This is a genomic window from Salinibacterium sp. PAMC 21357 (assembly GCF_000247645.1).
GTDB lineage: Bacteria > Actinomycetota > Actinomycetes > Actinomycetales > Microbacteriaceae > Rhodoglobus.
Genome location: NZ_AHWA01000005.1, coordinates 1 through 23,557, shown reverse-complemented (window position 1 = coordinate 23,557; position 23,557 = coordinate 1). Strand labels below are relative to the sequence as shown.

Sequence of the window (23,557 nt, the reverse complement as noted above, 5' to 3'; positions counted from 1 at the left end):
AGATAAGACGAACGACTAGAGGAATTCATTGTGACTGAACCAACAAAGCGCATCCGGCTCGCAATCGTCGACGATCACCGAATGTTGCTCGGCGCTCTCACCGAGTGGATTAGGAAAGCGGCCGCAGACATCGACATGGTCGTCGCTGTGCCCACGTGGCCCGAACTCACCATCCACCCCGAATTTCCGGTCGACGTCGTTCTGCTCGACCTCGATCTCAAAGACAACATTCCGGTGTCGCTCAAGATCAACACCCTCAAGTCGATGGGCGTGCGAGTTGTGCTCATGAGCACCTACTCCGAGCCCAACGTCGTTCGCGAAGCTCTCGCCGCTGGCGCGCTCGGCTACCTTGTCAAGAGCGAAGACGCCGACATGATCGTTGAAGCGATCCGTGCCGCCTCCAAGGGAGAATCATTCGTTTCGGCGGAACTCGACCTTGCGCTCAACGCCGACGAAATCGGTGGCGCCCCCAAGTTGAGCGCCCAAGAACGCCGCGTAATGGCGCTCTACGGCGGCGGCGAGCCCGTTAAGTCTGTTGCCTACCAACTCAGCATTTCTGAAGAGACAGCCAAGAGTTACCTCAAGCGCATTCGCGAAAAGTACCGTGTTGCGGGCTTCGATGTCGGAACCAAGGTAGCGCTGCGCAAGCGTGCGCTCGAAGACGGCATCCTCATTGAGACCGACACGATGCACCACCTTTAAACTTCGGCGTTAACGACAACAGCGGCAGCCCCTCGTACGACTGGGTTGCCGCTGTTTCGTGGTTGAAGGGCCGTTAGCTATCGGCACGGACGATCGCTTCTTCTAGCCGCTCAACTTTGCCGGTCATTTCACCGGTGTGACCCGGGCGAATGTCGGCCTTCAGCACGAGTGAAACGCGCGAACCGAAAGCACCGACGGCTTCTGTCGCTGCTTTCACCACGGCGAACACTTCATCCCAGTCGCCCTCGATCGTTGTGAACATTGAGTCGGTCTGATTCGGCAGCCCCGAGTCCCGCACTACTTTCACTGCGGCAGCCACAGCATTGTGAACGGAGTCGGTGCCATCGGGGCCACCACTGGGTGCTACGGAAAATGCGACGATCATACTGACTCCTTTGATGATGAACTATTCGGTGAAAGCCTGACCAAGCCCACAATCGCCCACCCCAACAAAGCGATGAGCAGCAGATTTCTGATGGTCAACAGAGTGATCATGCCGGGGTTTGCTGCCAATAGCAGGTGGTACAGGTACGGATAGACGGCGTGGGTCAACACTGCAATGAACAGGGTGAGAGCTGCCGGCATCCGGAAGCTCGGGGCGCTGTGAATGCGGTGGCTCAACAGCCCAAACACTACTGGCACAGCGAGCCAAGAAATGAACTGCGGCGAGCCCACTTTGTTGACAACGATGAGGGCCGTAACGAGCGCCAAACTCAGCAGGGGTAGTACGTTCGATGCGGCTACACCTGCTCGAACAGCGCGAATCCCCAGCAGCGCAATAGTCAGCACCATCACCGCCAGCAATGGCGTGAGTACGGCAGCCGCGACCGCTACCCCTGACCCCGCGACCTGAAAAGTCAAGATTTCGGTGTCATAGTAGATCGCAGTATCGGCAACCCCTGCAACGATCTGCCAGAGCCAAATCCCGGCTACGGGTGATTCAATTTGGATGCCGCGCCCGGTCTGCTCAGTGATGAAACTGAAGACATTCCCGTGTGCCCCCGCCAGCACCGCAAACACCACGACCGCCGCCGTCGTGGCGATCCCGGCTACGGCGATCTTCCCGCGATCGCGAAGCGCAATAACGGCGGCAAACATTAATGCGGCTGGCCACACTTTGATCCAGGTCGCACAGGCTAAGACGACTCCGGCGGTTTGCGGGTGTGCTCGCAGCAACCGCACCCCAATTATGGCCAGCGCCACGGTGATGGAATCGATCCGGGCGAGGGCAATCGGGCCGAGCGCAAGCAAAAACGCCGCCCACCACCATCCGACAATCACTCCGCGGCGAGAACGACCCCAGCGGGTGAGAAAGCCCAATGCGACGACGTTCAGCACCATCACGAGCGATAGCCACGTCGCGGCGATGTGCTCAAGCCCGAAGGTGACGGCAGCGAGAATCGGTGCAAGCGCCAGCAGTGGGTAGACCCACGACGTATCGATCCCGACAACAGCGCCCGAGCTGTACGCCTGCTCGGCCCAGCGAGCATAGACAATCGTCACATCGCCGAGCGGCAACCCTGGCGCAAAGAGGTTCAGCAGGCCAAGAGTGAGATGCACGGCAATGAATACCAGCGCCAACGTTAGCGCGCTAGGCGCGGCCATAGCGCGGGTGGTCTCGAAAGTGCTGGTCACGGCAGTTGTGGTCACGCTGGATCAGCGATGATGCCCTTGGCAACAGCAAGCTCAGCGATTACTGCGGACACATTGGCGCACAGATCAAGAATGGTGAACGGCCCGCCAACGCTCGCCCGCTGCGCGGCCGTGCCATGCACAAACGATGCCGTCGCCGCGAGCCCGACGAGCAGCCCGGGGTCGGCAAGCACCTTGTCGCTGTGCGTAGCCACAAAAGCACCAAGGATGCCGCCAAGCGCGTCTCCGGCGCCTGCCGTCGCGAGCCACGCGGGTGCGGCCGCAACGGCAACGGTGACTGTACCGTCGGTCACATACGTGGTGTGCCCTTTGATGAGTACCGTGATGCCGAGGCGTTGAGCAGCCTCAATCGCCCACTTTCGTGGGTCGGCAGCAATGCTCTCGACCGGCTCGCCCAGTAGTCGACCAAGCTCGCGGTAGTGCGGCGTGACGACGACCGGACCCGGTGCCCTCGTTGCCAGATCAAGCGCCCCTCCGTCGAGCACCACGGGAACTGTTTGGCGCAGCGCTTCGACAAAGCGATGTTCGGCAGCGGCTTCGCGGTTCGCAAAGTCCATCCCTGAGCCAATAAGCCAAGCCTGCACTCGGCCAGCAGTCATCACCGCTTCTGGTCTGCGCTGCAAAATCAGGTCTTGGGCACGCTCCGGACCGACATAGCGAACCATGCCAACCCCCGTGCGCAACGCGGCTTCAACGCCTAAGACTGCCGCGCCAGGATACTGAGCCGAACCAGTGATGACACCAAGCACACCGCGGCTGTACTTGTCATCGCCGTTGCCGGGCACAGCGATGTGTGATGCCGCATTAGCAGCACTCCACAGCGCATCCGTTTCCATGGTCACCAACGATAGTTGATGGTGCTGCTAGCGACGCCGAGTCGCGTCTTGCACTTCACCGACAAGCACTTCAATGATGTCCTCAAGGAACAGCACCCCCGTGGTTTCGCCGGAAGCATCAAAACTGCGCGCAACGTGAACGCCAGAACGACGCATAGTCGCTAGAGCATCCTCAAGGTCAGTCTCGTCATACGTCGAAATCAGCTGGCGAATTCGTTTCGGCGGAACCGGCTCACTGAACTCACTCTCATCGAGATCGATCACATCCTTCAAGTGCAGGTATCCCGTGGGCTCGCCAGCATCATTCAACAGAATGTAGCGAGAGAATCCTCGCTGAGCGACCGCCTTCTCAAGATCGGCGGGAGCGGCATCCTCGGGCAAGGTGACAAGCCCTGACATCGGAATTGCGACATCCCGCACCTTCTTCGACGTGAACTCAAAGGCGCCGGTGAGCGTTCCACCAGCGTCGTTGAGCACACCCTCGCGGGTGGACTGCGCAACGATCGTGGCAACTTCGTCGAGCGTGAACACGCTGTTCGCTTCGTTCTTGGGCGTTACGCCAAACAGTCGCAGGATGCCGTTTGCTATCGCGTTGAGGGCGAGAATAATCGGGCGAAAGACAGTGGCGATGAACACGAGCGGTGGCGCCAAAATCAACACGGCACGGTCGGGCACCGAGAACGACAAGTTCTTTGGCACCATCTCGCCGAGCACTACGTGCAAGAACGACACAATGAGCAGCGCCATGATGAACGCGATCGTGCCAATAAGCTCCTCGCTCAACCCGGTAAGGGCGAGCGGAACCTCCAATAGATGGTGGATGGCCGGCTCTGACACATTCAGAATCAGCAGTGAGCAGACGGTAATACCGAGCTGGCAGGCCGCCAACATGAGCGTGGCATGTTCCATGGCCCAGAGCGCCGTTTTAGCGGAGCGCGAACCAGATTGGGCGAGGGGCTCAATCTGCGAGCGCCGAGCCGAGATTACGGCAAACTCTGCACCAACAAAGAAGGCGTTGATGAGCAGCAGTACGAAAAGCCAGACAATTCCCCAGACATCCATTAGCTCACCACCTCAGCATCGTTGGCGTTGACAATGGGATCGGGCGTAAACCTTACGCGGTCGATTCTTCGGCCTTCCAGTCGTTCAATTCTGAATACTCCGCCAGCGGCGGTAATAGTGTCTCCCGTGCGCGGCACGCGACCGAGTTCACTCATCAACCAGCCAGCAACAGTCTCGTAAGGTCCCTCTTCGGGAACCTCTACGCCTGTGCGTTCCAAGAGTTCATCGGGGCGCAAGATGGCGGGAAAAGTAAACCAGTCGCGCGAGCGCACGACATCGGCCTTTGACCGGTCGTGTTCATCCGACACTTCACCAACAAGCTCTTCGACCAGGTCTTCGAGAGTGGCAACGCCGGCAGTTCCGCCGTATTCATCAACAACAATTGCCATTTGGTAGCCACGGCCGCGCAATTCAGCGAGCAGGGCATCCAGCCGCATCGTCTCGGGCACTTGAAGCGCTTCGGTCTGGATCGCCGAAACGGGCACATCGGCGCGCTTCTTGTGCGGCACAGCAACAGCCTGCTTCACGTGCACAAGGCCGACAACATCATCAATGCTGTCGTCGATCACGGGGAACCGCGAAAAGCCGGTGCGCTTAGCCAAGTCGATGACGTCTTGCGCGCTATCGGAGCGATCAATGCTGTCGACGCGAGGGCGCGGAGTCATCACGTCTTGCGCGGTGTGGTCGGCGAACGCCAGAGTTCGCGCCAACAGCGTGGCGGTGTCGTTATCAAGGCTGCCTTGACTTGCCGAGCGGCGCACGAGGGAGGTCAACTCTTCTGCGGTGCGGGCCCCCGAGAGTTCTTCTTTCGGTTCGATGCCCACGCTGCGCAAAATCGCATTGGCCGTGTTGTTCAGCAGGCTAACTGCTGGCTTGAACACCGTCGTGAAAAGAACCTGAAACGGCACAACAAACTTGGCCGTTGCCTTCGGCAGCGCAAGCGCGAAGTTCTTGGGAACCAACTCTCCGATAATCATCGACAGCAGGGTCGCAAAGGTGATCGCCAAAATTGTGGCAATAATCGCCACCGCCGCTGTTGGCAATACCGCGCCCAGAGGAACAGAGAGCCACGTACTAAACGCTGGTTCGAGCGTGTATCCGGCTAGCAGCGTCGTCAGCGTGATGCCGAGCTGCGCACTCGAAAGATGCGTTGAGGTGTGCTTCAACGCTGAGATTACGGGAGCAAGTCGCTTCTCTCCACGCTCTTGACGAGCTTCAAGCTCGGAGCGATCGAGATTTACCAGCGCAAACTCGGAGGCAACAAATAATCCGGTGCCTACCGTAAGAACGAGACCAGCGGCGAGGAGCAGCCACTCATTCATGAGAATTCACCCCCGGTACGGGAGCGAGAGTGAGGAAGGGCGAGAGACAGGTGGTGATCGCGCGGGGTTTTCGGCCCCGGCGACAACTAGAGGGAGGGTCGTCCATTATGGGCTCAAGTATAGGCCAGCTTCCTGCGTAATCGCCGCCCTGTTACCAACTTACGGGCAATGCTTTGCCCTCTTCGTAGCCTGCTGCTGATTGGATTCCGACAAGGGCGCGATCGTGAAACTCGCTAAGGCTTGCCGCTCCCGCGTACGTGAATGAACTGCGAACGCCCGAGGTGATCATGTCAACCAAATCATCGAGAGACGGACGCGAAGGGTCGAGGTAGATCTTTGATCCCGAAATTCCCTCCGCGAAGAGCTCTTTGCGGGCGAGCTCATAGGGATCAAGATTCCCAAATCGAGCACGCACAGCCTTGGTGGATGCCATGCCCCAACTTGTCTTGTACAGCGCACCGGCGGCGTCATGTCGCAGTTCGCCAGGGGCTTCGATCGTGCCGGCAAACCACGAACCGACCATGACGGATGCGGCACCCGCTGCGAGCGCCAGAGCAACGTCGCGCGGGTAGCGCACTCCCCCATCGGCCCACACGTGGGCTCCAAGTTCACGGGCGGTTGCCGCTGTCTCAAGTACTGCCGAAAACTGGGGGCGCCCGACGGCGGTCATCATGCGAGTGGTGCACATGGCGCCGGGGCCGACCCCGACTTTGATGATGGTTGCCCCGGCGGCGACCAGATCGCGCACCGCGGCGGCAGTCACGACGTTTCCGGCAGCGATTGCAACACCGAGATTCAAGGCGGCAACCTTTTCGACGGCCGCAACCATGCCATCTTGGTGTCCGTGGGCGGTATCGAGCACCAGAGTGCTCGCCCCAGCGGAAACGAGAGCTTGGGCGCGAGCAGCAACATCGCCGTTGATGCCCAGGGCTGCGGCAACCGCAAGCTTTCCTTCGCTGTCGAGGGTTGGGGTGTACAGCGTCGTTCGTAGGGCACTCTTGACGCTCGTTACGCCCACAACGACGGCGCCGTCAGTCACGGGAGCAAAATCGATTCCACGCTTGATGAGGAGATCGAAGAGTTCGCGCGCCGTTGAGAACTCTGACCGGTCAATGGCGTGGTTTGTGTGACGGGCAAGATCTCCGAGAGCGGCCCCTGGCATGGCGTCCGCCAGACGTTCAGCGTCAACGACTCCCGCAAGAACTCCATTGTCGAGAAGCACAACGCCGTGGCCAGAAAGCGGCGCAACCTGCAGCAACGCCAGCTCTACCGAATCACGCGGGCTGAGAATGACAGCCGAATCAAGGTCGATAGGTTGCGCGCGCACCCACGCGATCGCCCTATCCATGTCTTCTCGGCTGAGGTCTTGGGGCAGAACGCCTAGCCCTCCGCGACGCGCCAAGCTGGCGGCGAGTCGTGGCCCCGTTACCGAGTTCATATTGGATGCCACCAACGGAATGGTCGCGGCGGTTCCGTCACCAGGAGCCAGAGACACGGCCATTCTGCTGCCGACCGACGAGCGGCTTGGCACCAGAAAGACGTCGGAGTATGTGAGGTCGTGCCGTGGCGTGGTCTCGTAAAAATCCATATCACCCAGCGTAATCGCCGCCGAATGGGAACATTCGTGAAAAAAGTGTCAAAAAAGCACGTTCCATGCGCCTGACGGCCAGCAGACGCACAACAAAGCGATTAACATTGAACGTGATGTCCGGCGTGCGGAATGCGCGCCGCTTTTTCCCACACCAGAACTGAAAGTAGGCGGTTTGACGTGTCAGGCCAAGTAACCGGAATCGCAGCGGACGGAGACTCCTCGGGCGAGTTCGGGGCCAACGAATGGTTGGTCGACGAGATGTACGAAAAGTACCTCGTAGACAAGAATCAAGTGGCGGAATCGTGGTGGCCGTTCCTTGAAAACTACGAACGCGCGGTAGACCCCACTCCGACTCCAGAGACACCGGCACCCCCGGCGGCACCCAAGGCCGCCGAAAGCACTCCACCGGCTGCGCCCGCCGCGCCCGCCGCGCCAGCCGCCGCCGCGCCAGCGGCCGCCGAGAAGCCTTTCGTCGATGAGCCAAACCCCAGCACCGGCAGCCAGCCGATTGCTCGCACTACCTCGGTTGAGCCGAAGCCACAGCCAATTCCGGCAGAGGCGCCCGCCACCACACCCATCGATACCACTAAGAAGGCCGCTGCTCCGAAGCCTCAGGGCGAGAACGCTGTCGCTCCTCTGCGTGGGGCAGCGAAATCCCTCGCGTCGAACATGGATTCCAGCCTGTCGGTTCCGACCGCCACAAGCGTTCGCACCATGCCAGCCAAGCTCATGATCGACAACCGCATCGTGATCAATAACCACCTCAAGCGTGCTCGCGGTGGAAAGGTGTCGTTCACACACCTCATCGCGTGGGCGATCATCCAGACGCTTAAAGAGTTCCCGAGTCAGAACGTTTATTACGACGAGCCAGAGGGCAAGCCTTCCGTTGTCACCCCTGCCCACATCAACCTTGGTATCGCGATTGATATGCCGAAGCCTGATGGCACGCGTTCTCTCGTTGTTCCCGGCATCAAGAATGCCGAGACTCTAGGCTTCGCTGAATTCCTCGCGGCATACGAAGATGTGGTGGCGCGAGCACGCGCCAACAAGTTGACCGGTGCTGACTATATGGGCAACACGATTTCGTTGACCAACCCCGGCGGAATCGGCACCGAACACTCGGTCCCCCGTCTTATGCGTGGTTCGGGAACAATTGTCGGCGCTGGCGCACTCGACTACCCGGCCGAGTTCCAAGGGGCGAGTCTTCGCACGTTGGCCGAGCTGGGTATTGGCAAGACCATTACCCTCACGAGCACCTATGACCACCGCGTCATTCAGGGTGCCGGTTCTGGCGAGTTCCTCAAGAAGATTCACGAGCGCCTTATCGGCGAGAATCACTTCTACGAAGATATTTTCGCCGCGCTCCGTATCCCCTACGACCCCATTCATTGGGCTAACGACATCAGCGTCGACCTCGCTGACAACATCAACAAGACGTCGCGCGTTCAAGAACTGATTAACTCTTTCCGTGTTCGCGGTCACCTGATGGCAGACACCGACCCGCTCGAGTACCGTCAGCGGTCACACCCCGACCTCGACATTTCAAGCCACGGGCTTACGTTCTGGGATCTCGATCGCGAATTCGTCACCGGCGGCTTCGGTGGCAAGCGTCAGGCTCTCCTTCGCGAGATTCTCGGAATGCTTCGCGACGCGTACTGCCGCACCGTCGGCATCGAGTACATGCACATTCAAGACCCTGAACAGCGTCGCTGGATTCAGGATCACGTTGAGAAGCCCTACACGAAGCCCACGCACGATGAGCAGATGCGCATCCTCGGCAAACTCAACGAGGCCGAGGCTTTCGAGACGTTCCTGCAGACCAAGTATGTCGGTCAGAAGCGTTTCAGCCTTGAAGGTGGCGAGTCGACTATCGCCCTTCTGGATGCCGTCATCCAGAAGGCTGCAGAAGCGAACCTCGAAGAGGTTGCTATCGGCATGGCGCACCGCGGCCGTCTGAGCGTTCTTACCAATATCGCCGGAAAGACCTACGGTCAAATCTTCCGCGAGTTTGAGGGCACTCAAGACCCCCGCACGGTCCAGGGCTCGGGTGACGTTAAGTATCACCTCGGCACCGAAGGCACCTTTACCGCTGCCGACGGTCGACAGATTCCTGTCTACCTTGCCGCCAACCCTTCACACCTCGAAGCAGTCGATGGCGTTCTCGAGGGCATTGTCCGCGCCAAGCAGGATCGTCGCCCGATTGGTTCCTACGCTGTTCTTCCGGTGATGGTTCACGGCGATGCCGCTATGGCAGGCCAGGGAATCGTTGTTGAGATCTTGCAGATGTCGCAGCTTCGCGCGTACCGCACCGGTGGAACCATCCACGTGAACATCAACAACCAGGTTGGCTTTACGACCCCTCCCGGTGAGGCGCGCACCTCGCAGTACTCCAGCGATGTCGCTAAGACGGTTCAGGCACCGATCTTCCACGTCAACGGCGACGACCCTGAGGCTGTCGTTCGTGTTTCTGAGCTCGCGTTTGCGTACCGTCAGAAATTCCACCGCGATGTCGTTATCGACCTGATTTGCTACCGCCGCCGCGGTCACAACGAGGGCGACGACCCATCGATGACGCAGCCGCTCATGTACAACCTGATCGAGGCCAAGCGCTCGGTTCGCACCTTGTACACCGAGGGTCTCGTCGGTCGTGGCGACATCACTCAAGAAGAGTACGAGGCCAGCCACCAGGACTTCCAGGATCGTCTCGAGCGCGCATTTGCCGAAACTCATGCCGCCCAGACCGGTTCGATGCCGATCCTCACTAAGGATGGCAACGGGGTTTCTGACCTTGAGCGTCCTGGTTCCCAGCGTGATGACGCTATCGGAGAGCCCATCACGACGGGTATCGACGAGAGCATTGTTCAGCTCATCGGCGACGCGCACGCTAACCCACCGGCAAACTTCACCGTGCACAAGAAGCTTCAGGCTCTGCTGAAGAAGCGCACCGATATGAGCCGTAACGGAGGCATCGACTGGGCTTTCGCCGAGTTGCTCGCAATCGGTTCAGTTCTTCTCGAAGGCACTCCGGTTCGTATGGCTGGTCAGGATGCTCGTCGCGGCACCTTCGTTCAGCGTCACGCTGTTCTTCACGACCGAGAGAACGGCCAAGAGTGGCTGCCGCTACAGAACCTGTCAGAGAACCAGTCTCGTTTCTGGATCTACGATTCTCTGCTCAGCGAGTACGCGGCTCTGGGATTCGAATACGGCTACTCGGTAGAACGGGCTGACGCTCTTGTGCTGTGGGAGGCCCAGTTCGGTGACTTCGCCAATGGCGCCCAGATCGTCATTGACGAGTTCATTTCCAGCGCTGAACAGAAGTGGGCTCAGCGCTCCAGCGTTGTCATGCTGTTGCCGCACGGCTACGAAGGCCAGGGGCCCGATCATTCCTCAGCCCGCATCGAGCGCTACCTGCAGATGTGTGCCGAGAACAACATGATCGTGGCACGCCCATCGACGCCGGCGTCGTATTTCCACTTGCTGCGTCGCCAGGCCTACTCGCGTCCGCGCCGTCCGCTGATCGTGTTCACCCCGAAGGCGATGCTTCGCCTGCGCGGCGCCACCAGCGACGTTGCTGACTTCACGAGTGGTCGTTTCGAGCCGGTCATTGACGATGTTCGCCTCGAAGACAAGTCAGGCGTTACCCGCGTGATTGTCACTTCGGGCAAGACTTACTACGACATCGTTGCTGAGCTCGACAAGCGCGAGATTCATCACATTGCTGTGGTCCGCATGGAGCAGTTCTATCCGCTGCCCGTTGCCGACATGACCGAGGTGCTCGCACAGTACCCGAACGCCGATGTCGTGTGGACTCAGGATGAGCCTGAGAACCAGGGTGCTTGGCCGTTCATCAGCTTGGAGCTCGCTCGCCACCTCAGGTCAGGGGAAATCAAGCTGGCTTCACGGGCTGCAGCGGCATCACCGGCCACGGGTTCGTCGAAGCGCAGCGCTCTCGAGCAAGCAGAATTGATCGATCACGCAATCACGCAACCGTAGGGTCGCGACACTGCGTTAACGAACTAGCGGGCATCCTCTTAGGAGGATGCCCGCTATTTCGTTGATGAACAGTGTTGACTGGTAGGAACCACGTCTTCGCGACGCGGCTCCCGCCAGTAAGAGTTAGGCGTCAGCCAGCTTCGACAGGATTGCGTTTCGAAGATCTTCGGGAGCTGTCTCGCGACAGGCCTGCTTCACCTTGAGCTTCAACGCGAGTGCAACAAGGTGTTCGCTTGTGCAAGACTCGCAATTGTCGAGGTGATCAGAAACATCCTTGAAGTCTGCTTCGTTGAGTTCACGGTCGAGGTATTCCTCGAGTTCGGCCTTTGCTTTTTCGCAACCGCAGTCGGTCATTTCTTGCTCCTAGATGATGCGGGCGTGGCGGGGGTGCGGTCACGCGCATAGTCGGCCAGTAGTTCACGCAACATGCGACGGCCACGGTGCAGTCGACTCATCACGGTCCCTACGGGGGTCTTCATAATGTCGGCGATCTCTTGATACGAGAAGCCTTCAACGTCGGCAAAGTACACCGCGAGGCGAAAATCTTCGGGAATCGACTGAAGCGCGTCTTTTACGGCGCTATCGGGCAGGTGATCGATGGCTTCGGCTTCTGCAGAACGGGTTGAGACGGACTGAGTTATCGACTCAGCGCCACCCAACTGCCAATCTTCGAGTTCATCGATCGTTCCCTGGTACGGGCTGCGCTGATTTTTACGATAAATATTGATGAACGTGTTGGTCTGGATGCGGTACAACCAAGCCTTCAGGTTCGTGCCCTGCTGAAACTGGCCAAATGCCTGAAACGCTTTAACGAAGGTCTCTTGCACGAGGTCAGCAGCATCGCTGGGGTTACGCGTCATGCGCATTGCGGCACCAAAGAGTTGGTCCATAAAGGGCAGTGCTTGCTCTTCAAATTGCCGCTTTTTGTCAGCTGCGGCGGTCTCGGTGGCGCTCGGCTCAACTCTGTCAGTAGTCATCAGGGACAATTCTAGTTCGCTGATGACAGAGTCCTGCTGAGTGCTCAGTAATGCAGTCATGCTGGCGCCTCCTCCGTGGTGTGTAAAACGCCGATACTCTTAGTAACTAATGTTCGTATCCAAGTATTCCAATCCAGAGTTCAGCCCTTACGACGATGACTCTGTGCCAGAGTCAACGGTGCCAGGAAACTGGCCGGCACCGACGGTCTCGCACGGGCTATCAGCATCGCTGAGCCTTCCCGGCAGCAAGAGCCTGACCAACCGTGAGTTGGTGCTGGCCGCCCTAGCCGATGGCCCTTCAGTGCTGCATTCGCCGTTGCACTCGCGCGATAGCGCACTCATGATTGAGGCCTTGCGGGCTCTCGGAGTGTCAATTGTCGAGGTGCCAACAGGCAATGTCTTCGGCCCAGACCTCGCGGTAACTCCCGGAGAGCTCGAGGGCGGTAGCTCAATCGACTGCGGCCTCGCCGGCACCGTCATGCGGTTTTTGCCCCCGGTGGCCGCCCTCGCACTAGGTCCCGTCGCTTTCGATGGGGATGAAGCGGCCCTTCGTCGCCCGATGCGAACCACTATTGACTCTCTTCGCGCCCTGGGAGTGGATGTTTCAGACGACGGCCGCGGAACGCTCCCGTTCAGCCTTTACGGCATGGGCTCGGTGGCCGGAGGCGAGATCAGCATCGACGCCTCAGCGTCGAGCCAGTTCGTCTCGGGCTTGCTACTGGCTGCTGCTCGTTTCGAGAATGGCCTCACGCTTCGCCACACCGGAGAGAAGCTTCCCAGCATGCCCCACATCGAGATGACCATCGCGTGCCTCGCTGCGCGAGGCGTCGTGGTACAGAGCCCAGAACCCGGCGTGTGGATTGTGCCTGCCGGTGCGATTCAGGCGATTGATATCTCCCTCGAGCCTGACCTGTCTAACGCCGCCCCGTTCTTGGCCGCTGCCGTTGTCGCGGGTGGAACGGTCACGATTGAGGGCTGGCCAGCATCCACGACACAAGTGGGTGCCGACCTTGAACAATTGCTTCCTCTCTTTGGCGCAACCGCAACTCGCGCCGATGGCGCACTCACGATCGATGGCGGCGCCGGAGTGATCGGCGGCAACAGCTACCCTGGCATCGAGCTTGACCTCAGCGCTGGCGGCGAACTTGCACCGGCGATAGTCGCTCTGGCTGCCCTCGCCTCCTCACCAAGCACGATCACCGGCATCGGCCATTTGCGTGGGCACGAAACCGACCGGCTTGCCGCACTCAGCACCGAAATCAATGCCCTCGGTGGAGCCGTAACCGAGCTTGAAGATGGGCTCCACATCGAACCGCGACAACTCCATGGTGGTGTCTGGCACAGCTACGAGGATCACCGGATGTCGACCGCGGGCGCAATCATCGGCCTCGCTGTTGAGGGCGTAGAGATCGAAGGCATTGACGCCACGGCCAAAACTCTTCCCCAGTTTCCTCAGCTCTGGGCAACGCTCGTCGGCGATGCCCCGCTGACGACAAGTTCTCTCGGGTTGCTGTAACCATGAGCTGGCTCACGGGCGACGACGATGATGACGACCGCAAATACAGCGAATACGACGAGAGCTCGATTCGCATGCGGCCGAATCCCAAAGCGAACAAGCCGCGGAGCAAGATTCGTCCTGAGCATTCCGATGCCATTGAGGGGCGAGTCTTCAGCGTCGACCGTGGGCGTTACGGCATCTGGGTTGCCGAAGGCACCGCTGACGAACGACAGATTATCGCCGCACGCGCCCGTGAGCTGGGTCGCAATCAGCAGGGCAAAGTTTCGGTCGTCACCGGAGACTGGGTCGACCTCGTCGGTGATACCAGCGGCACCGAGGGCACCTTGGCCCGCATCGTTCGCATCCGAGAGCGCGCAACCCTGCTCCGTCGAAGCGCTGACGACACGGATGCCGTCGAACGCATCATTGTGGCGAACGCCGACCAGATGCTCATTGTTGTTGCTGCGGCTGATCCCGAGCCCCGACCGCGACTTGTCGATCGCTATCTGGTAGCCGCCTATGATGCGGGAATCACCCCCATCCTGTGTATCACCAAGACTGATCTTCAAGACCCGGCCGAGTTCTTGGAGAACTTTGCAGGGCTCGAGTTTCGGGTCATCGCCAGCCGGTCCGATGAAGTTCCGCTTGACGAACTTCGTGAGTTATAGACGGGCACACGACCGTGGCGGTAGGCCATTCAGGCGTGGGCAAATCGACGCTGGTGAACGCACTGGTTCCGGATGCGAATCGTGCCGTTGGTCACGTCAACGCCGTTACGGGTCGAGGTCGTCACACCTCATCGTCGACGATTTCGTACCGAGTAGGTTCTGGCTGGGTTGTCGATACCCCGGGAGTTCGGTCCTTCGGTCTCGGACACATCGACCCTAGTAAAATTCTGGCATCGTTTACTGACTTGGCGACCCTCGCAGAAGAATGCCCGCGCGGGTGCACCCACCTGCCAGATGCCCCTGATTGCGCAATCGCCGAAGCGGTTACGGCTGGCGCCCTCGGTGAGGTCGGAAAACTGCGACTGGATTCCTTCCAGCGGCTCATCACGACGCTGGGTTCCACTAGCGTGTAAGGGTGAATGACTACACTCTCGCCGATGATCTTTCTCTCGCGCTCGCACTAGCGGCAGACGCCGACCTTATATCGCTCGACCGGTTCACGGCACTGGATCTTGAGGTCACCACTAAGCCCGACCGCACACCGGTGACGGATGCCGACAAAGCCGTCGAGCGCAGTATCCGCGCTGGCATCGCTGCGGCTCGCCCCGGCGACTCGATTCTGGGCGAAGAGTATGGCGAAGCTGGTGACTCCAATCGCCAGTGGATCATCGACCCCATTGACGGCACCTCCAACTTCTTGCGGGGTGTCCCCATTTGGGGCACTCTCATTTCTTTAGTGATCGATGGCGTGCCCCAGGTTGGAGTCGTCAGTTCACCGGCCCTCGGCAAACGGTGGTGGGCGGCAACCGGTCATGGTGCCTTTGCTCAGGCACACGGCGGAGAACCGCAGCAGCTCGCAGTGAGCAAAGTTGTTTCGCTCGAGGCAGCATCCATTAGTTACAACAGCTTGGCGGGGTGGGACCAGTCGGGTCGACTCGATGCCGCGGTCGCTCTGACGCGTGCAACGTGGCGTTCGCGAGCTATCGGTGACATGTGGGCGTATATGTTGCTTGCCGAAGGTGCACTGGATGTCGTGGCCGAGTTCGATTTGCAGCCGTACGATATGGCTGCTCTGATTCCGATCGTGCTGGAGGCAGGAGGGCAGTTCTCCTCCGTTGCCGGCGAGCCGGGCCCGTGGCACGGCAGCGCGCTCGCAACCAACGGGCTAATTCATGATGAAGTGCTCGCATTTTTGCGAGCTCACTAGGGTTTCACCCGGTTGGGTTACCTGTGAATACGCTGAGTTCACTAGACTTGACGGGTAATAAGCGAGATTCCGTTCCCACGAAAGAGACCCAGACTTATGACGACAGAGAACTTCTGGCGCCGGACCCTTGCCATTGCCACGGTAGCTGCAGCAGCTGTTGCGCTCAGCGGTTGCAGCATCATCAGTGAGGTGACCAACGGAATTTCAGATGCCGTCGACGACAGCCCCGGCACCACTCAAGATATCTTCAGCCTCGAAGTGGGTGACTGCGAAGCGGCAGCTCCCGAAGAGGGCGAGGTCGAAGACACGAAGACTATCGATTGTGCCGAGCCTCATCAGGGTGAAATTTACGCCGCTTCGATGGTTCCAGATGGTGACTTCCCCGGCGATGCTGCCATCGGAGAACAAGCAGAGGCCGATTGCTATACCGCGTTTGAGTCATTCGTAGGCATCAGCTGGGACGACTCGATCTACAACTTCTCTTGGTACTTCCCCACCGAGTCCAGCTGGGCTGATGGCGACCGCGAAATCCTCTGCATCGTTTACCACGATGGCGGGGAGTCGATCACCGGCTCGCTTGCTGGAGCAGCGCTGTAGAGCTTTTTCACTGAGCGGCCGTACAGAGACTGAGGTTTCTGTTCGGCCGCTCTGCTCGTTAAGGGAACAATTCGTGCCGCTGTGGGTGTTGCATCCAGTAGCTGGATGAGAAACGCTGGACGTGCTTCGAACACAAGGTGGTAGCAACAATGAAGATCGAGTTTCCTGGATCAGACAACAACATGCTTGCGGCTCGACTCGAACTGCCTGAAGGCACTCCCGCTGCGTTTGCTCTCTTTGCCCACTGTTTTACGTGTTCGAAGGATTCGTTCGCGGCATCGCGCATTTCCAAAGCTCTTGTTGATTACGGCATCGCCGTCTTGCGCTTCGATTTCACTGGGCTCGGAGGATCAGACGGAGATTTCGCGAACACGAACTTCAGCTCGAATATCGACGACGTTGTGGCCGCGACGGAGTACTTGCGCGACAACTACCGCGCACCGACATTAATGATCGGGCACTCATTGGGCGGGGCTGCTGTGCTGGCTGCCGCGCACCGAGTCCCCTCGGCTAAAGCGCTGGTCACTATCGGAAGCCCCAGCGATCCCTCGCACATCACCAACTTGTTTGCGGGCGCTAATGACGAGATTGAAAGTGCGGGCGAGGCGACAGTTCAGCTCGGTGGGCGCGAATTCCGCATTCGCAAGCAGCTTCTTGACGACATCGGGGCCCAACCCCAGTTCGCTCGATTGCGTGATTTGGATGCCGCACTCCTCGTCGTTCATTCCCCCATCGACCAAACGGTCGGGATCGATAATGCGCGCGAGATTTTCGAGGCCGCACGGCACCCCAAGTCCTTCGTAGCTCTCGACGGCGCGGATCATCTCCTCAGCAAGCGCGATGACGCGGCCTTTGCCGCCAGTATCATCGCGGCGTGGGCTGCGCGCTATGCGTTCGACAGCAGCACCTCCCCGAAGGAGTCGGCTCCGGTCTCGGCTACGGCTACGACGTCGACGTCAGCTTCGGAGCCTCCCAAGAATGAACCCTCAACTGCAAATCCGAATGTCTCCGTGACACAAGACGGAAGCTCCGTGATCGTCAGCGAAAGTGGCCCGGCGCGTTATGAACAGCGGGTGTTTGCCTCTGGGCACGAGTTCGTCTCCGACGAGCCTGCGCCGCTCAGCGAGAACCACGGCCCTGGTCCTTACGACTTCATTCTTGCGGGTCTCGGCAGTTGCACCTCAATCACGATTCGCATGTATGCCGATCGCAAGAAGATGCCGTTGACGGGCGTGAGCGTGCGTCTGACGCGAGAACGAATTGATGCTGCAGAGTGCGATCACTGCACGTCGACTGAGGGAATGGTAGAGCACATCAGCCGTGAGCTCACTTTCTCTGGCGAGCTTTCCAACGAACAACGTGACTCTCTGCTGGTCATCGCGGATAAGTGCCCGGTGCATCGCACGCTTGAGGGAGAAATCTCCGTGACTACGAGCCTCTCCCCCGCAAGCGCCTAGCGCCGAGTCGAATCCGGAGCAATCCGACACCGAACGCTCAGCACTCGTCCTAGCCCTCTCGGCCCACACCAGCTAGGGTTGTTAGGTAACCCTAACTTCTTAGTGAAATGAGCTGGCGTTCGCGCCAATCCCCTATGACCATTGAACGCGATTCAACTAGACATCCGCTCGCGATCCGCAACGTCACGGTCAGCGCAGTGAGCCGTCCAACGCCACACATCGCTCGCATCACGCTTAGCGGTAGCGAGCTCGAAGGTTTCATCAGCAGCGGCCCCACCGACCACGTCAAGCTGTTCTTTCCCGACCCTGCCACCGGCGAAATCGCCGCCCCCGCTCTGACGGAGGCTGGCATGACTAAGCCCAAAGGCGGTGCTGTAATCTCTCGCGATTACACGCCTCTCGGTTTCCGCAGCGCTGGCGGTCAGTACGAACTCGACATTGATTTCGTCGTGCACGGCGACGAGGGCCCCGCCTCGGCGTGGGCCGGCCACGCCACAGTCGGTGATTCGCTGGTGGTAGCGGGCCCGCGCGGGTCGAAACTGCTTCCCAGCGGAGCAACACATGTCATCCTGGTTGCCGACGAAACAGCACTTCCGGCCAGCTCACGATGGATCAATATGCTCCCCACTTCGGTGCACATCACCGCCCTATTCGACGTCGCCGACGAGAGCGTAGAAAGCTATTTCAGCGCTGCACAGAAGGCGCGCATGTCGGCCGAATGGTTCTACCGCCGCGACGGCCTCGGTCAATTGGATGCTGCCCTGCGTGCCCTTGGTGAGATCGGCGAATCGACCTTCATCTTCCTTGCCGGCGAAGCGAGCACTCTGGCTCCCCTGCGCCGCTACCTGCGCCGCGAACTTGGCTTGTCGAAGCAACAAGTAACTGCTGAGGGCTACTGGCGCCGCGGGGTCACGAACGCCGACCACCACGAACCAATTGACCCCACCGATCCTGAGGATTAGCCCCCGCTGTTCGGCACCGTTCGCGGCCGAAAGTGTATGCTGAGGGCACAAATGAACAGCCGTCATTCCGCTGCGGGAGAGTCCTTCCGATCGATGGTTGGCGCCGTAGGAGCAAACCCTCTCCGGGAATCTCTCAGGCCCCAGTACCGCAGTGGATAGGCAACTCTGAAAAGTAGTCGGCCCTGTCCGGCTCGCCGACGGGGCAACGCAACGCCACAAGCGTGCGGAAACTCTCAGGCTCGATACAGAGCGGAGAGGACTCAACGACGCCCGCACGAAGATGTGTGGTGAAGAAATGGAGTCACCGTGCCAATTCGCAATCTGACGCCCCGAACTGAAGTGCCTACCCCCTCGCTCGAGGAGGTCCCCCTCAGCAGTTTTGACTTGTTCACGGTCGGCATTGGCCCTTCCAGTTCGCACACGGTCGGCCCAATGCGCGCGGCCGCATCATTTGCCGCCGATCTTGCTGATCACGGGATGCTCGATTCTGTTGCATCGCTGAGTGTGCGGCTGTACGGGTCTCTTGCTGCGACAGGCGCCGGCCACGGCACCATGAGCGCCGTTCTCATCGGGTTAGAGGGCAAGCTTCCCGATCAGGTACTGCCGGCCGAAATGGAAATCATTCTAGAGCGTATTGAAAGCTCCGGGATGCTGCAGCTTGCCGGTGGCCGCGAGATTGCGTTCACTGAGTCTGCGATTGCTTTGCACCCGCTCACGGTGCTCGATGGGCATCCGAATGGTATGCGGTTTGCCGCCTTCGATGCAGACGGCGCCCCCGTTCTCGAAGCAACGTATTTCTCGATCGGCGGCGGATTTATCTACCGCGAGGGAGATAACCGAGACGGTAGCTCGTCGACCGGGGCCCCCACGGTCGCGGATCCGCTCCCCTTTCGTACTGCTGCTCAGTTGCTTGCCCACTGCCGCGCAGAGGGTCTCAGCTTTAGCGGCGTGATGTTGCGCAACGAGCTCGCACGCCGAAGCGAGGCGGAGGTCACTGCAGGACTCCTGCACATCCGCGATGTCATGGACGAGTGCAAAAACAACAGCCTTGAGCGCACCGGCAACCTCCCGGGAAACCTCAACGTGCGTCGTCGCGCTCCCGATTGGCACGCGCGGCTGCGCAAAGAAGACGTCGACCGCGATCCTGCGTTTTGGCAAGAGTGGGTGAACTTGGTCGCTCTCGCCGTCAACGAAGAGAATGCTTCCGGCGGTCGGGTCGTTACGGCTCCCACCAACGGTGCTGCCGGCATCATCCCGGCGGTGTTGTTTTACGCCACGCACTACGCTCCGGGCATGAGGGACGCCGACCAGGCCACGAAGGACGACGCCACAGTGCGTTTCTTGCTGGCCAGCGCAGCCGTGGGCGTGCTCTACAAGCGCATGGCGTCCATTTCTGGGGCTGAGGTCGGGTGCCAGGGTGAGGTCGGCTCAGCGTCGTCGATGGCGGCTGCCGGCTTGGCTGAAATCTTGGGAGGAACGCCCGAGCAGGTTGAGAACGCCGCCGAAATTGCGATGGAACACAACCTTGGGCTCACATGCGACCCCATTGGTGGTCTGGTGCAAATTCCCTGTATCGAACGAAACGCTATTGCTGCCGCCAAGGCGATCAACGCGGCGAAGATGGCTCTCTGGGGCGACGGAACGCACCGGGTTTCTCTCGACGAGGTCATCATCACGATGGCTGAGACCGGCAAAGACATGAGTTCGCGCTACAAGGAAACGTCGATGGGCGGCCTCGCGGTCAACGTCGTGGAGTGCTAGCAAGCCGCTCGCGTTCGAGCGCTAGCTCACTCCGCCAACATACGCAATCGCTACCGCGAAGCCCGCACGTAGCGCAACAGAAGCGTCCCGTCGTCCCCGCCCAGCGCGTGGGCTAAGGCCATATCTTGTGGTGTCGCTTCCGCAGCATCAACGATTCGACGAGCCGAGCCCCCCTTCCAGCCGTGGGCTAATGGTGAGGCAGAGTTCGTCGACGACGCCTTGCGCGATCATTGTGGCGAACAGTGTTGGCCCGCCTTCGCTGTGCAGCTGAGGGTAGCCGCGCTCCGCAAGCGCATGCTTTAGCTCAACGGTATCGACATTCGAATCTCCCGCAACGATTACTTCGGCAACATCTTCCAGTCGAGCGCGGGCCTGCGGCGATGCCCTCTCGGTGGTGACGACAAACGGTCGAGTGGCATAGCCGGCAAGGTCACTCGGTTCGAGCCTCAACGAGGCGCTCACAATAGCGAACGGCGGTTGTTCCGACAATCCGTTCGCTGTTCGCCAGGCCACTCCCTCATCATCAATAGCGAGGTTTCGGTAGCCTTCCTGCCGCACTGTTCCGGCACCGACGACAATCACATCGGCGAGCCTGCGCAGGAGAGCAAACACGCGACCGTCAGAATCAGTACCGAGCCCTCCCGATGTTCCTTCGTGAGTTGCGGCCCCATCGATGCTCGAGACGAAATTGGCGCGAAGCCACGGCACGGAGCGATCAGCGATTGCGTAACTGGCGAGCAGTTGTTCATCACTGAGCTTTGCCCCTGCAGCGAGCGTTCGGATTTCAGATGCCGTGGCCATCGCAACCTACCTTTCGTTTGCGTCAGACATATTGTGCTTCAGCAGCGCAGGCTCGCGGAGCCCCAGGATTGCTTCGGCCATGCGGATCGCCGCGACACTTTCTGCGACCTCATGTACCCGCACAACGCGTGCGCCATTCAGCACGCAGGCAACCGCGGATGCAAGCGAGCCTTCCAGACGACGCGATTTGGGCACGTCAAGCACTTCGCCGATGAAGTCCTTGTTAGAAAGCGCAACAAGAGTCGGGAGCCCCAGGGCGGTAATGACATCGAGGTTGCGGATGAGTTCCAAGCTGTGAAGAGTGTTTTTGTTGAGGTCATGGCCAGGGTCGACAAACAACCGATCGTCAGGGATGCCCGCCGAACGTGCGGTCTCGACTCTGGCAGCAAGAAAGTCGCGCACTTCTGCGGCGACGTCGTCATAGTGCGGGCGCGCAAACGGGGTTCGTGGTTGGGCACGCGAATGCACTATGACGAGCGATGCAGCACTCTGCGCCACCACTCCCGCAAGGTCGGGGTCGCTCAGGCCGGTCGTATCGTTGATTACGGTCGCACCGGCCTCGATGCTCCGTCGCGCAACTTCGGCGTGAAAAGTGTCGACTGAGATGACCACATCGGAGTCTGCCCGCAACGCTTCAACTACCGGCACTACGCGTGCTGTCTCTTCCGCAACGCTCAGTGGCTCTCCCGGGGCAAATGGAACGCCCCCGATATCGACCCAGTCCGCTCCTTGCTTCACGGCCCGCAGTGCGGCAGCCACAGCATCCTCAAGCGCAAAGTTCGCACCCTCATCGTAAAAGGAATCCGGAGTACGATTCACGATAGCCATCACCGCGACCTGGCGTGAAAAGTCGAAGGTGCGGTCGCCAATCATGCGACGCGGATGCCGGAGCGGCGGCAGCGTAAAACTCATACTCCCTATACTGGGCGACAATGCTGACAGCTGCATTGCAATCCGGCGGAAAGTGGGGCGTGCCAACAAATGACGACGTTCATCAGTAGCCGAATTTACGAGCCCCCACGCGTCGCCAAAACGTACCGTGTTCTGGTTGACCGGCTGTGGCCGCGCGGTGTCAGCAAGGAAGACGCCGCACTCGATGACTGGTGCAAAGACCTCGCGCCCAGCTCCGAACTGCGCAAATGGTGGAACCATGATCCGTCCTCTTTCGATGAGTTCGCGGCCCGCTACCATGCTGAACTCGACGAAAACGAGTTGCTCCCGGAGATCCTTGCAGGGCTCAAGTCTCACCGGCACGTCACGCTTCTCTACGGCGCGAAAGACCCCGCCATCAACCATGCAGTGGTTCTCACCAGCTACCTCAGGGAGCGCAGCGCCTAGACGATAACGAGAAGTAGCCCTGCGATCACAGCAGCGGCCGCAAGCACTAACGCCACCGCCAGCAACACGGCATGCACGCGATAGAACGCTGTCGTGGCGCCTGCTGCGTCGCGCGCTCGTGGGTCTGAGCTGACTCTGGCGAAGAACCGTGGCCAAGCAATGACATTGAAGAGCGCACTGAGAAAGAGGACGATTGCGGCAAACAGCTCCATAGTGCTTTCAGCCTACGAGACAATGGGTGGATGCTCGAATTCACAGTGCGGGGCGGCGTCGGTTCGTGGGCCGAGACCGAGATCGAGGTGAAGCGTTCGCGCTTCATTTGCCGGTTAGTGCGGGTGGATTCCGAACACGCTGCGCGTGAGGTCATTGAAGTTGCCCGCAAAACGCACTGGAATGCCCGTCACCACTGTTCAGCTTTCGTTCTCGGATCTGGCTCAGCGCCAGATCAGGTGCGCCGTTCCAATGATGATGGTGAGCCGTCAGGCACCGGCGGCCGGCCGATCCTTGATGCCCTCGGCGGGCGAGACCTCATTGACTGCGTCGCTGTCGTGTCACGGTATTTCGGGGGCACACTATTAGGCACTGGCGGTCTCATCCGCGCCTATTCCCACGCGGCGACGAAGGCTATCGAACACGTAACAGCAAGTCACCGACTCGTGAGCCGACAACGGCGCGAGCTTTACCGCCTCTCCCTCCCTCACGCCGATGCTGGGCGCGTTGAGGCAGAACTACGCCACAACGGAGTCTTGGTTGTGGGCACGGAGTACGGAACATCAGCAGTCATGACACTTGCTGGGGAGCCTGCGTGCAGGCCAGAGTTGACCGCGCTTGTCGCGGGTATCACGGCTGGCTCCGGCAGGCTCGAGCCTGCCGGCACTGAGTGGATCGACGCGGAGCCCGGCGCCTAACGCTGTGTTGCAGGCCACGTATGGTGAGGCGTGTGGGGTGGGTGGTTAACGCAAGATAGCCACACCCCGAAGGGTGTGGCTATTTTACAATTTAAGTCCGGCGGTGTCCTACTCTCCCACAAGGTCCCCCTTGCAGTACCATCGGCGCAGAGAGTCTTAGCTTCCGGGTTCGGAATGTAACCGGGCGTTTCCCTCTCGCTATGGCCGCCGAAACACTATTGATT

21 protein-coding genes, 1 rRNA gene, 1 pseudogene and 1 riboswitch are annotated in these 23,557 nt (G+C 59.8%); of the genes and pseudogenes, 11 read left to right on the top strand and 12 right to left on the bottom strand.

Going from position 1 to position 23,557, the window contains the following annotated elements:
* Positions 1-30: 30 nt before the first annotated feature.
* Positions 31-702, top strand: coding sequence for a response regulator transcription factor (locus ON14_RS10380; RefSeq protein WP_010205023.1), 672 nt, complete (start codon positions 31-33; stop codon positions 700-702).
* Between the two features lie 73 nt (positions 703-775).
* Here the strand turns inward: ON14_RS10380 and ON14_RS10375 are convergent, their stop codons facing one another.
* The 6 genes from ON14_RS10375 to ON14_RS10350 form a co-directional block, all read right to left on the bottom strand.
* Positions 776-1,087 carry a thiamine-binding protein gene (locus ON14_RS10375; protein ID WP_010205021.1) on the bottom strand — a complete coding sequence of 104 codons (312 nt, stop codon included), beginning with the start codon at positions 1,085-1,087 and terminating at the stop codon, positions 776-778.
* On the bottom strand, positions 1,084-2,352 hold the full coding sequence (locus ON14_RS10370; protein WP_010205020.1) for a glycosyltransferase 87 family protein: 1,269 nt from the start codon (positions 2,350-2,352) through the stop codon (positions 1,084-1,086). The genes ON14_RS10375 and ON14_RS10370 overlap by 4 nt, the downstream gene beginning before the upstream one ends.
* Entirely contained in the window at positions 2,349-3,191 is an 843-nt protein-coding gene (locus tag ON14_RS10365; protein ID WP_010205019.1) for an ADP-dependent NAD(P)H-hydrate dehydratase, read from the bottom strand. The genes ON14_RS10370 and ON14_RS10365 overlap by 4 nt, the downstream gene beginning before the upstream one ends.
* Before the next feature lie 27 nt (positions 3,192-3,218).
* On the bottom strand, positions 3,219-4,253 hold the full coding sequence (locus ON14_RS10360) for a hemolysin family protein (protein ID WP_010205017.1): 1,035 nt from the start codon (positions 4,251-4,253) through the stop codon (positions 3,219-3,221).
* Positions 4,253-5,575: a hemolysin family protein gene (locus tag ON14_RS10355; RefSeq protein ID WP_010205016.1), complete on the bottom strand. Its 1,323-nt coding sequence runs from the start codon at positions 5,573-5,575 to the stop codon at positions 4,253-4,255. The genes ON14_RS10360 and ON14_RS10355 overlap by 1 nt, the downstream gene beginning before the upstream one ends.
* A 151-nt stretch (positions 5,576-5,726) precedes the next feature.
* Entirely contained in the window at positions 5,727-7,163 is a 1,437-nt protein-coding gene (locus ON14_RS10350) for a GuaB1 family IMP dehydrogenase-related protein (protein ID WP_010205015.1), read from the bottom strand.
* A gap of 180 nt (positions 7,164-7,343) precedes the next feature.
* Between ON14_RS10350 and ON14_RS10345 the strand changes: the two genes are divergently transcribed.
* The gene (locus tag ON14_RS10345) at positions 7,344-11,159 is read left to right on the top strand and encodes a multifunctional oxoglutarate decarboxylase/oxoglutarate dehydrogenase thiamine pyrophosphate-binding subunit/dihydrolipoyllysine-residue succinyltransferase subunit (protein WP_010205013.1); all 3,816 of its coding nucleotides are present in this window, start codon (positions 7,344-7,346) and stop codon (positions 11,157-11,159) included.
* A gap of 123 nt (positions 11,160-11,282) precedes the next feature.
* On the opposite strand, the gene ON14_RS10340 is transcribed toward ON14_RS10345, so the two are convergent.
* Positions 11,283-11,513, bottom strand: a complete 231-nt coding sequence (locus ON14_RS10340) for an anti-sigma factor family protein (RefSeq protein WP_010205011.1) — start codon at positions 11,511-11,513, stop codon at positions 11,283-11,285.
* Positions 11,510-12,136 carry a sigma-70 family RNA polymerase sigma factor gene (locus ON14_RS10335; protein WP_237719726.1) on the bottom strand — a complete coding sequence of 209 codons (627 nt, stop codon included), beginning with the start codon at positions 12,134-12,136 and terminating at the stop codon, positions 11,510-11,512. The genes ON14_RS10340 and ON14_RS10335 overlap by 4 nt, the downstream gene beginning before the upstream one ends.
* Before the next feature lie 109 nt (positions 12,137-12,245).
* On the opposite strand from ON14_RS10335, the gene aroA reads away from it, so the two are divergent.
* The 7 genes and pseudogenes from aroA to ON14_RS10300 all read left to right on the top strand — a co-directional run bounded on the left by aroA (position 12,246) and on the right by ON14_RS10300 (position 20,286).
* Positions 12,246-13,652, top strand: coding sequence for a 3-phosphoshikimate 1-carboxyvinyltransferase (aroA, locus tag ON14_RS10330; protein WP_010205006.1), 1,407 nt, complete (start codon positions 12,246-12,248; stop codon positions 13,650-13,652).
* A gap of 2 nt (positions 13,653-13,654) precedes the next feature.
* Positions 13,655-14,715: pseudogene (rsgA, locus tag ON14_RS10325) on the top strand (ribosome small subunit-dependent GTPase A).
* 2 nt (positions 14,716-14,717) lie between these two features.
* Positions 14,718-15,509, top strand: coding sequence for an inositol monophosphatase family protein (locus ON14_RS10320; RefSeq protein ID WP_010205004.1), 792 nt, complete (start codon positions 14,718-14,720; stop codon positions 15,507-15,509).
* A 96-nt stretch (positions 15,510-15,605) separates the two neighbouring features.
* The gene (locus tag ON14_RS10315; RefSeq protein ID WP_010205003.1) at positions 15,606-16,106 is read left to right on the top strand and encodes a septum formation family protein; all 501 of its coding nucleotides are present in this window, start codon (positions 15,606-15,608) and stop codon (positions 16,104-16,106) included.
* 149 nt (positions 16,107-16,255) lie between these two features.
* Complete coding sequence (locus ON14_RS10310) at positions 16,256-17,563, top strand: bifunctional alpha/beta hydrolase/OsmC family protein (RefSeq protein WP_010205001.1); 1,308 nt, start codon at positions 16,256-16,258, stop codon at positions 17,561-17,563.
* A 134-nt stretch (positions 17,564-17,697) separates the two neighbouring features.
* Positions 17,698-18,525 (top strand): siderophore-interacting protein, encoded by an 828-nt coding sequence (locus ON14_RS10305; RefSeq protein ID WP_010204996.1) that lies wholly within the window; start codon positions 17,698-17,700, stop codon positions 18,523-18,525.
* Between the two features lie 63 nt (positions 18,526-18,588).
* Positions 18,589-18,684, top strand: a riboswitch (glycine riboswitch).
* A gap of 147 nt (positions 18,685-18,831) precedes the next feature.
* Positions 18,832-20,286: an L-serine ammonia-lyase gene (locus ON14_RS10300; RefSeq protein WP_010204995.1), complete on the top strand. Its 1,455-nt coding sequence runs from the start codon at positions 18,832-18,834 to the stop codon at positions 20,284-20,286.
* A 147-nt stretch (positions 20,287-20,433) separates the two neighbouring features.
* Here ON14_RS10300 and ON14_RS10295 read toward each other — a convergent pair whose 3' ends face one another.
* Both ON14_RS10295 and folP read right to left on the bottom strand, forming a co-directional pair.
* Positions 20,434-21,087: a dihydrofolate reductase family protein gene (locus ON14_RS10295; protein ID WP_010204994.1), complete on the bottom strand. Its 654-nt coding sequence runs from the start codon at positions 21,085-21,087 to the stop codon at positions 20,434-20,436.
* Between the two features lie 6 nt (positions 21,088-21,093).
* Positions 21,094-21,999 carry a dihydropteroate synthase gene (gene folP / locus ON14_RS10290; protein WP_010204993.1) on the bottom strand — a complete coding sequence of 302 codons (906 nt, stop codon included), beginning with the start codon at positions 21,997-21,999 and terminating at the stop codon, positions 21,094-21,096.
* Positions 22,000-22,068: 69 nt separating this feature from the next.
* Here folP and ON14_RS10285 point away from each other — a divergent pair, with 69 nt between their 5' ends.
* Positions 22,069-22,425, top strand: a complete 357-nt coding sequence (locus ON14_RS10285) for a DUF488 domain-containing protein (protein ID WP_010204992.1) — start codon at positions 22,069-22,071, stop codon at positions 22,423-22,425.
* Here the strand turns inward: ON14_RS10285 and ON14_RS10280 are convergent.
* The gene (locus ON14_RS10280; protein WP_010204990.1) at positions 22,422-22,637 is read right to left on the bottom strand and encodes an SCO4848 family membrane protein; all 216 of its coding nucleotides are present in this window, start codon (positions 22,635-22,637) and stop codon (positions 22,422-22,424) included. The genes ON14_RS10285 and ON14_RS10280 overlap by 4 nt on opposite strands.
* Before the next feature lie 30 nt (positions 22,638-22,667).
* Between ON14_RS10280 and ON14_RS10275 the strand changes: the two genes are divergently transcribed.
* Positions 22,668-23,333: an IMPACT family protein gene (locus ON14_RS10275; RefSeq protein WP_010204989.1), complete on the top strand. Its 666-nt coding sequence runs from the start codon at positions 22,668-22,670 to the stop codon at positions 23,331-23,333.
* A gap of 95 nt (positions 23,334-23,428) precedes the next feature.
* Here ON14_RS10275 and rrf read toward each other — a convergent pair.
* Positions 23,429-23,545: ribosomal RNA gene (gene rrf, locus ON14_RS10270) — 5S ribosomal RNA — on the bottom strand.
* Positions 23,546-23,557 lie beyond the last annotated feature (12 nt).

Bases quoted from the DNA above. Each gene is read 5' to 3' on its own strand.
- folP (WP_010204993.1), bottom strand. From the start codon at position 21,999: ATGAGTTTTACGCTGCCGCCGCTCCGGCATCCGCGTCGCATGATTGGC.
- ON14_RS10280 (WP_010204990.1), bottom strand. From the start codon at position 22,637: ATGGAGCTGTTTGCCGCAATCGTCCTCTTTCTCAGTGCGCTCTTCAAT.
- ON14_RS10350 (WP_010205015.1), bottom strand. From the start codon at position 7,163: ATGGATTTTTACGAGACCACGCCACGGCACGACCTCACATACTCCGAC.
- ON14_RS10365 (WP_010205019.1), bottom strand. From the start codon at position 3,191: ATGGAAACGGATGCGCTGTGGAGTGCTGCTAATGCGGCATCACACATC.
- ON14_RS10295 (WP_010204994.1), bottom strand. From the start codon at position 21,087: ATGGCCACGGCATCTGAAATCCGAACGCTCGCTGCAGGGGCAAAGCTC.
- ON14_RS10355 (WP_010205016.1), bottom strand. From the start codon at position 5,575: ATGAATGAGTGGCTGCTCCTCGCCGCTGGTCTCGTTCTTACGGTAGGC.
- ON14_RS10340 (WP_010205011.1), bottom strand. From the start codon at position 11,513: ATGACCGACTGCGGTTGCGAAAAAGCAAAGGCCGAACTCGAGGAATAC.
- ON14_RS10375 (WP_010205021.1), bottom strand. From the start codon at position 1,087: ATGATCGTCGCATTTTCCGTAGCACCCAGTGGTGGCCCCGATGGCACC.
- ON14_RS10285 (WP_010204992.1), top strand. From the start codon at position 22,069: ATGACGACGTTCATCAGTAGCCGAATTTACGAGCCCCCACGCGTCGCC.
- ON14_RS10360 (WP_010205017.1), bottom strand. From the start codon at position 4,253: ATGGATGTCTGGGGAATTGTCTGGCTTTTCGTACTGCTGCTCATCAAC.
- ON14_RS10315 (WP_010205003.1), top strand. From the start codon at position 15,606: ATGACGACAGAGAACTTCTGGCGCCGGACCCTTGCCATTGCCACGGTA.
- ON14_RS10275 (WP_010204989.1), top strand. From the start codon at position 22,668: ATGCTCGAATTCACAGTGCGGGGCGGCGTCGGTTCGTGGGCCGAGACC.
- ON14_RS10335 (WP_237719726.1), bottom strand. From the start codon at position 12,136: ATGACTACTGACAGAGTTGAGCCGAGCGCCACCGAGACCGCCGCAGCT.
- ON14_RS10305 (WP_010204996.1), top strand. From the start codon at position 17,698: ATGACCATTGAACGCGATTCAACTAGACATCCGCTCGCGATCCGCAAC.
- aroA (WP_010205006.1), top strand. From the start codon at position 12,246: ATGTTCGTATCCAAGTATTCCAATCCAGAGTTCAGCCCTTACGACGAT.
- ON14_RS10310 (WP_010205001.1), top strand. From the start codon at position 16,256: ATGAAGATCGAGTTTCCTGGATCAGACAACAACATGCTTGCGGCTCGA.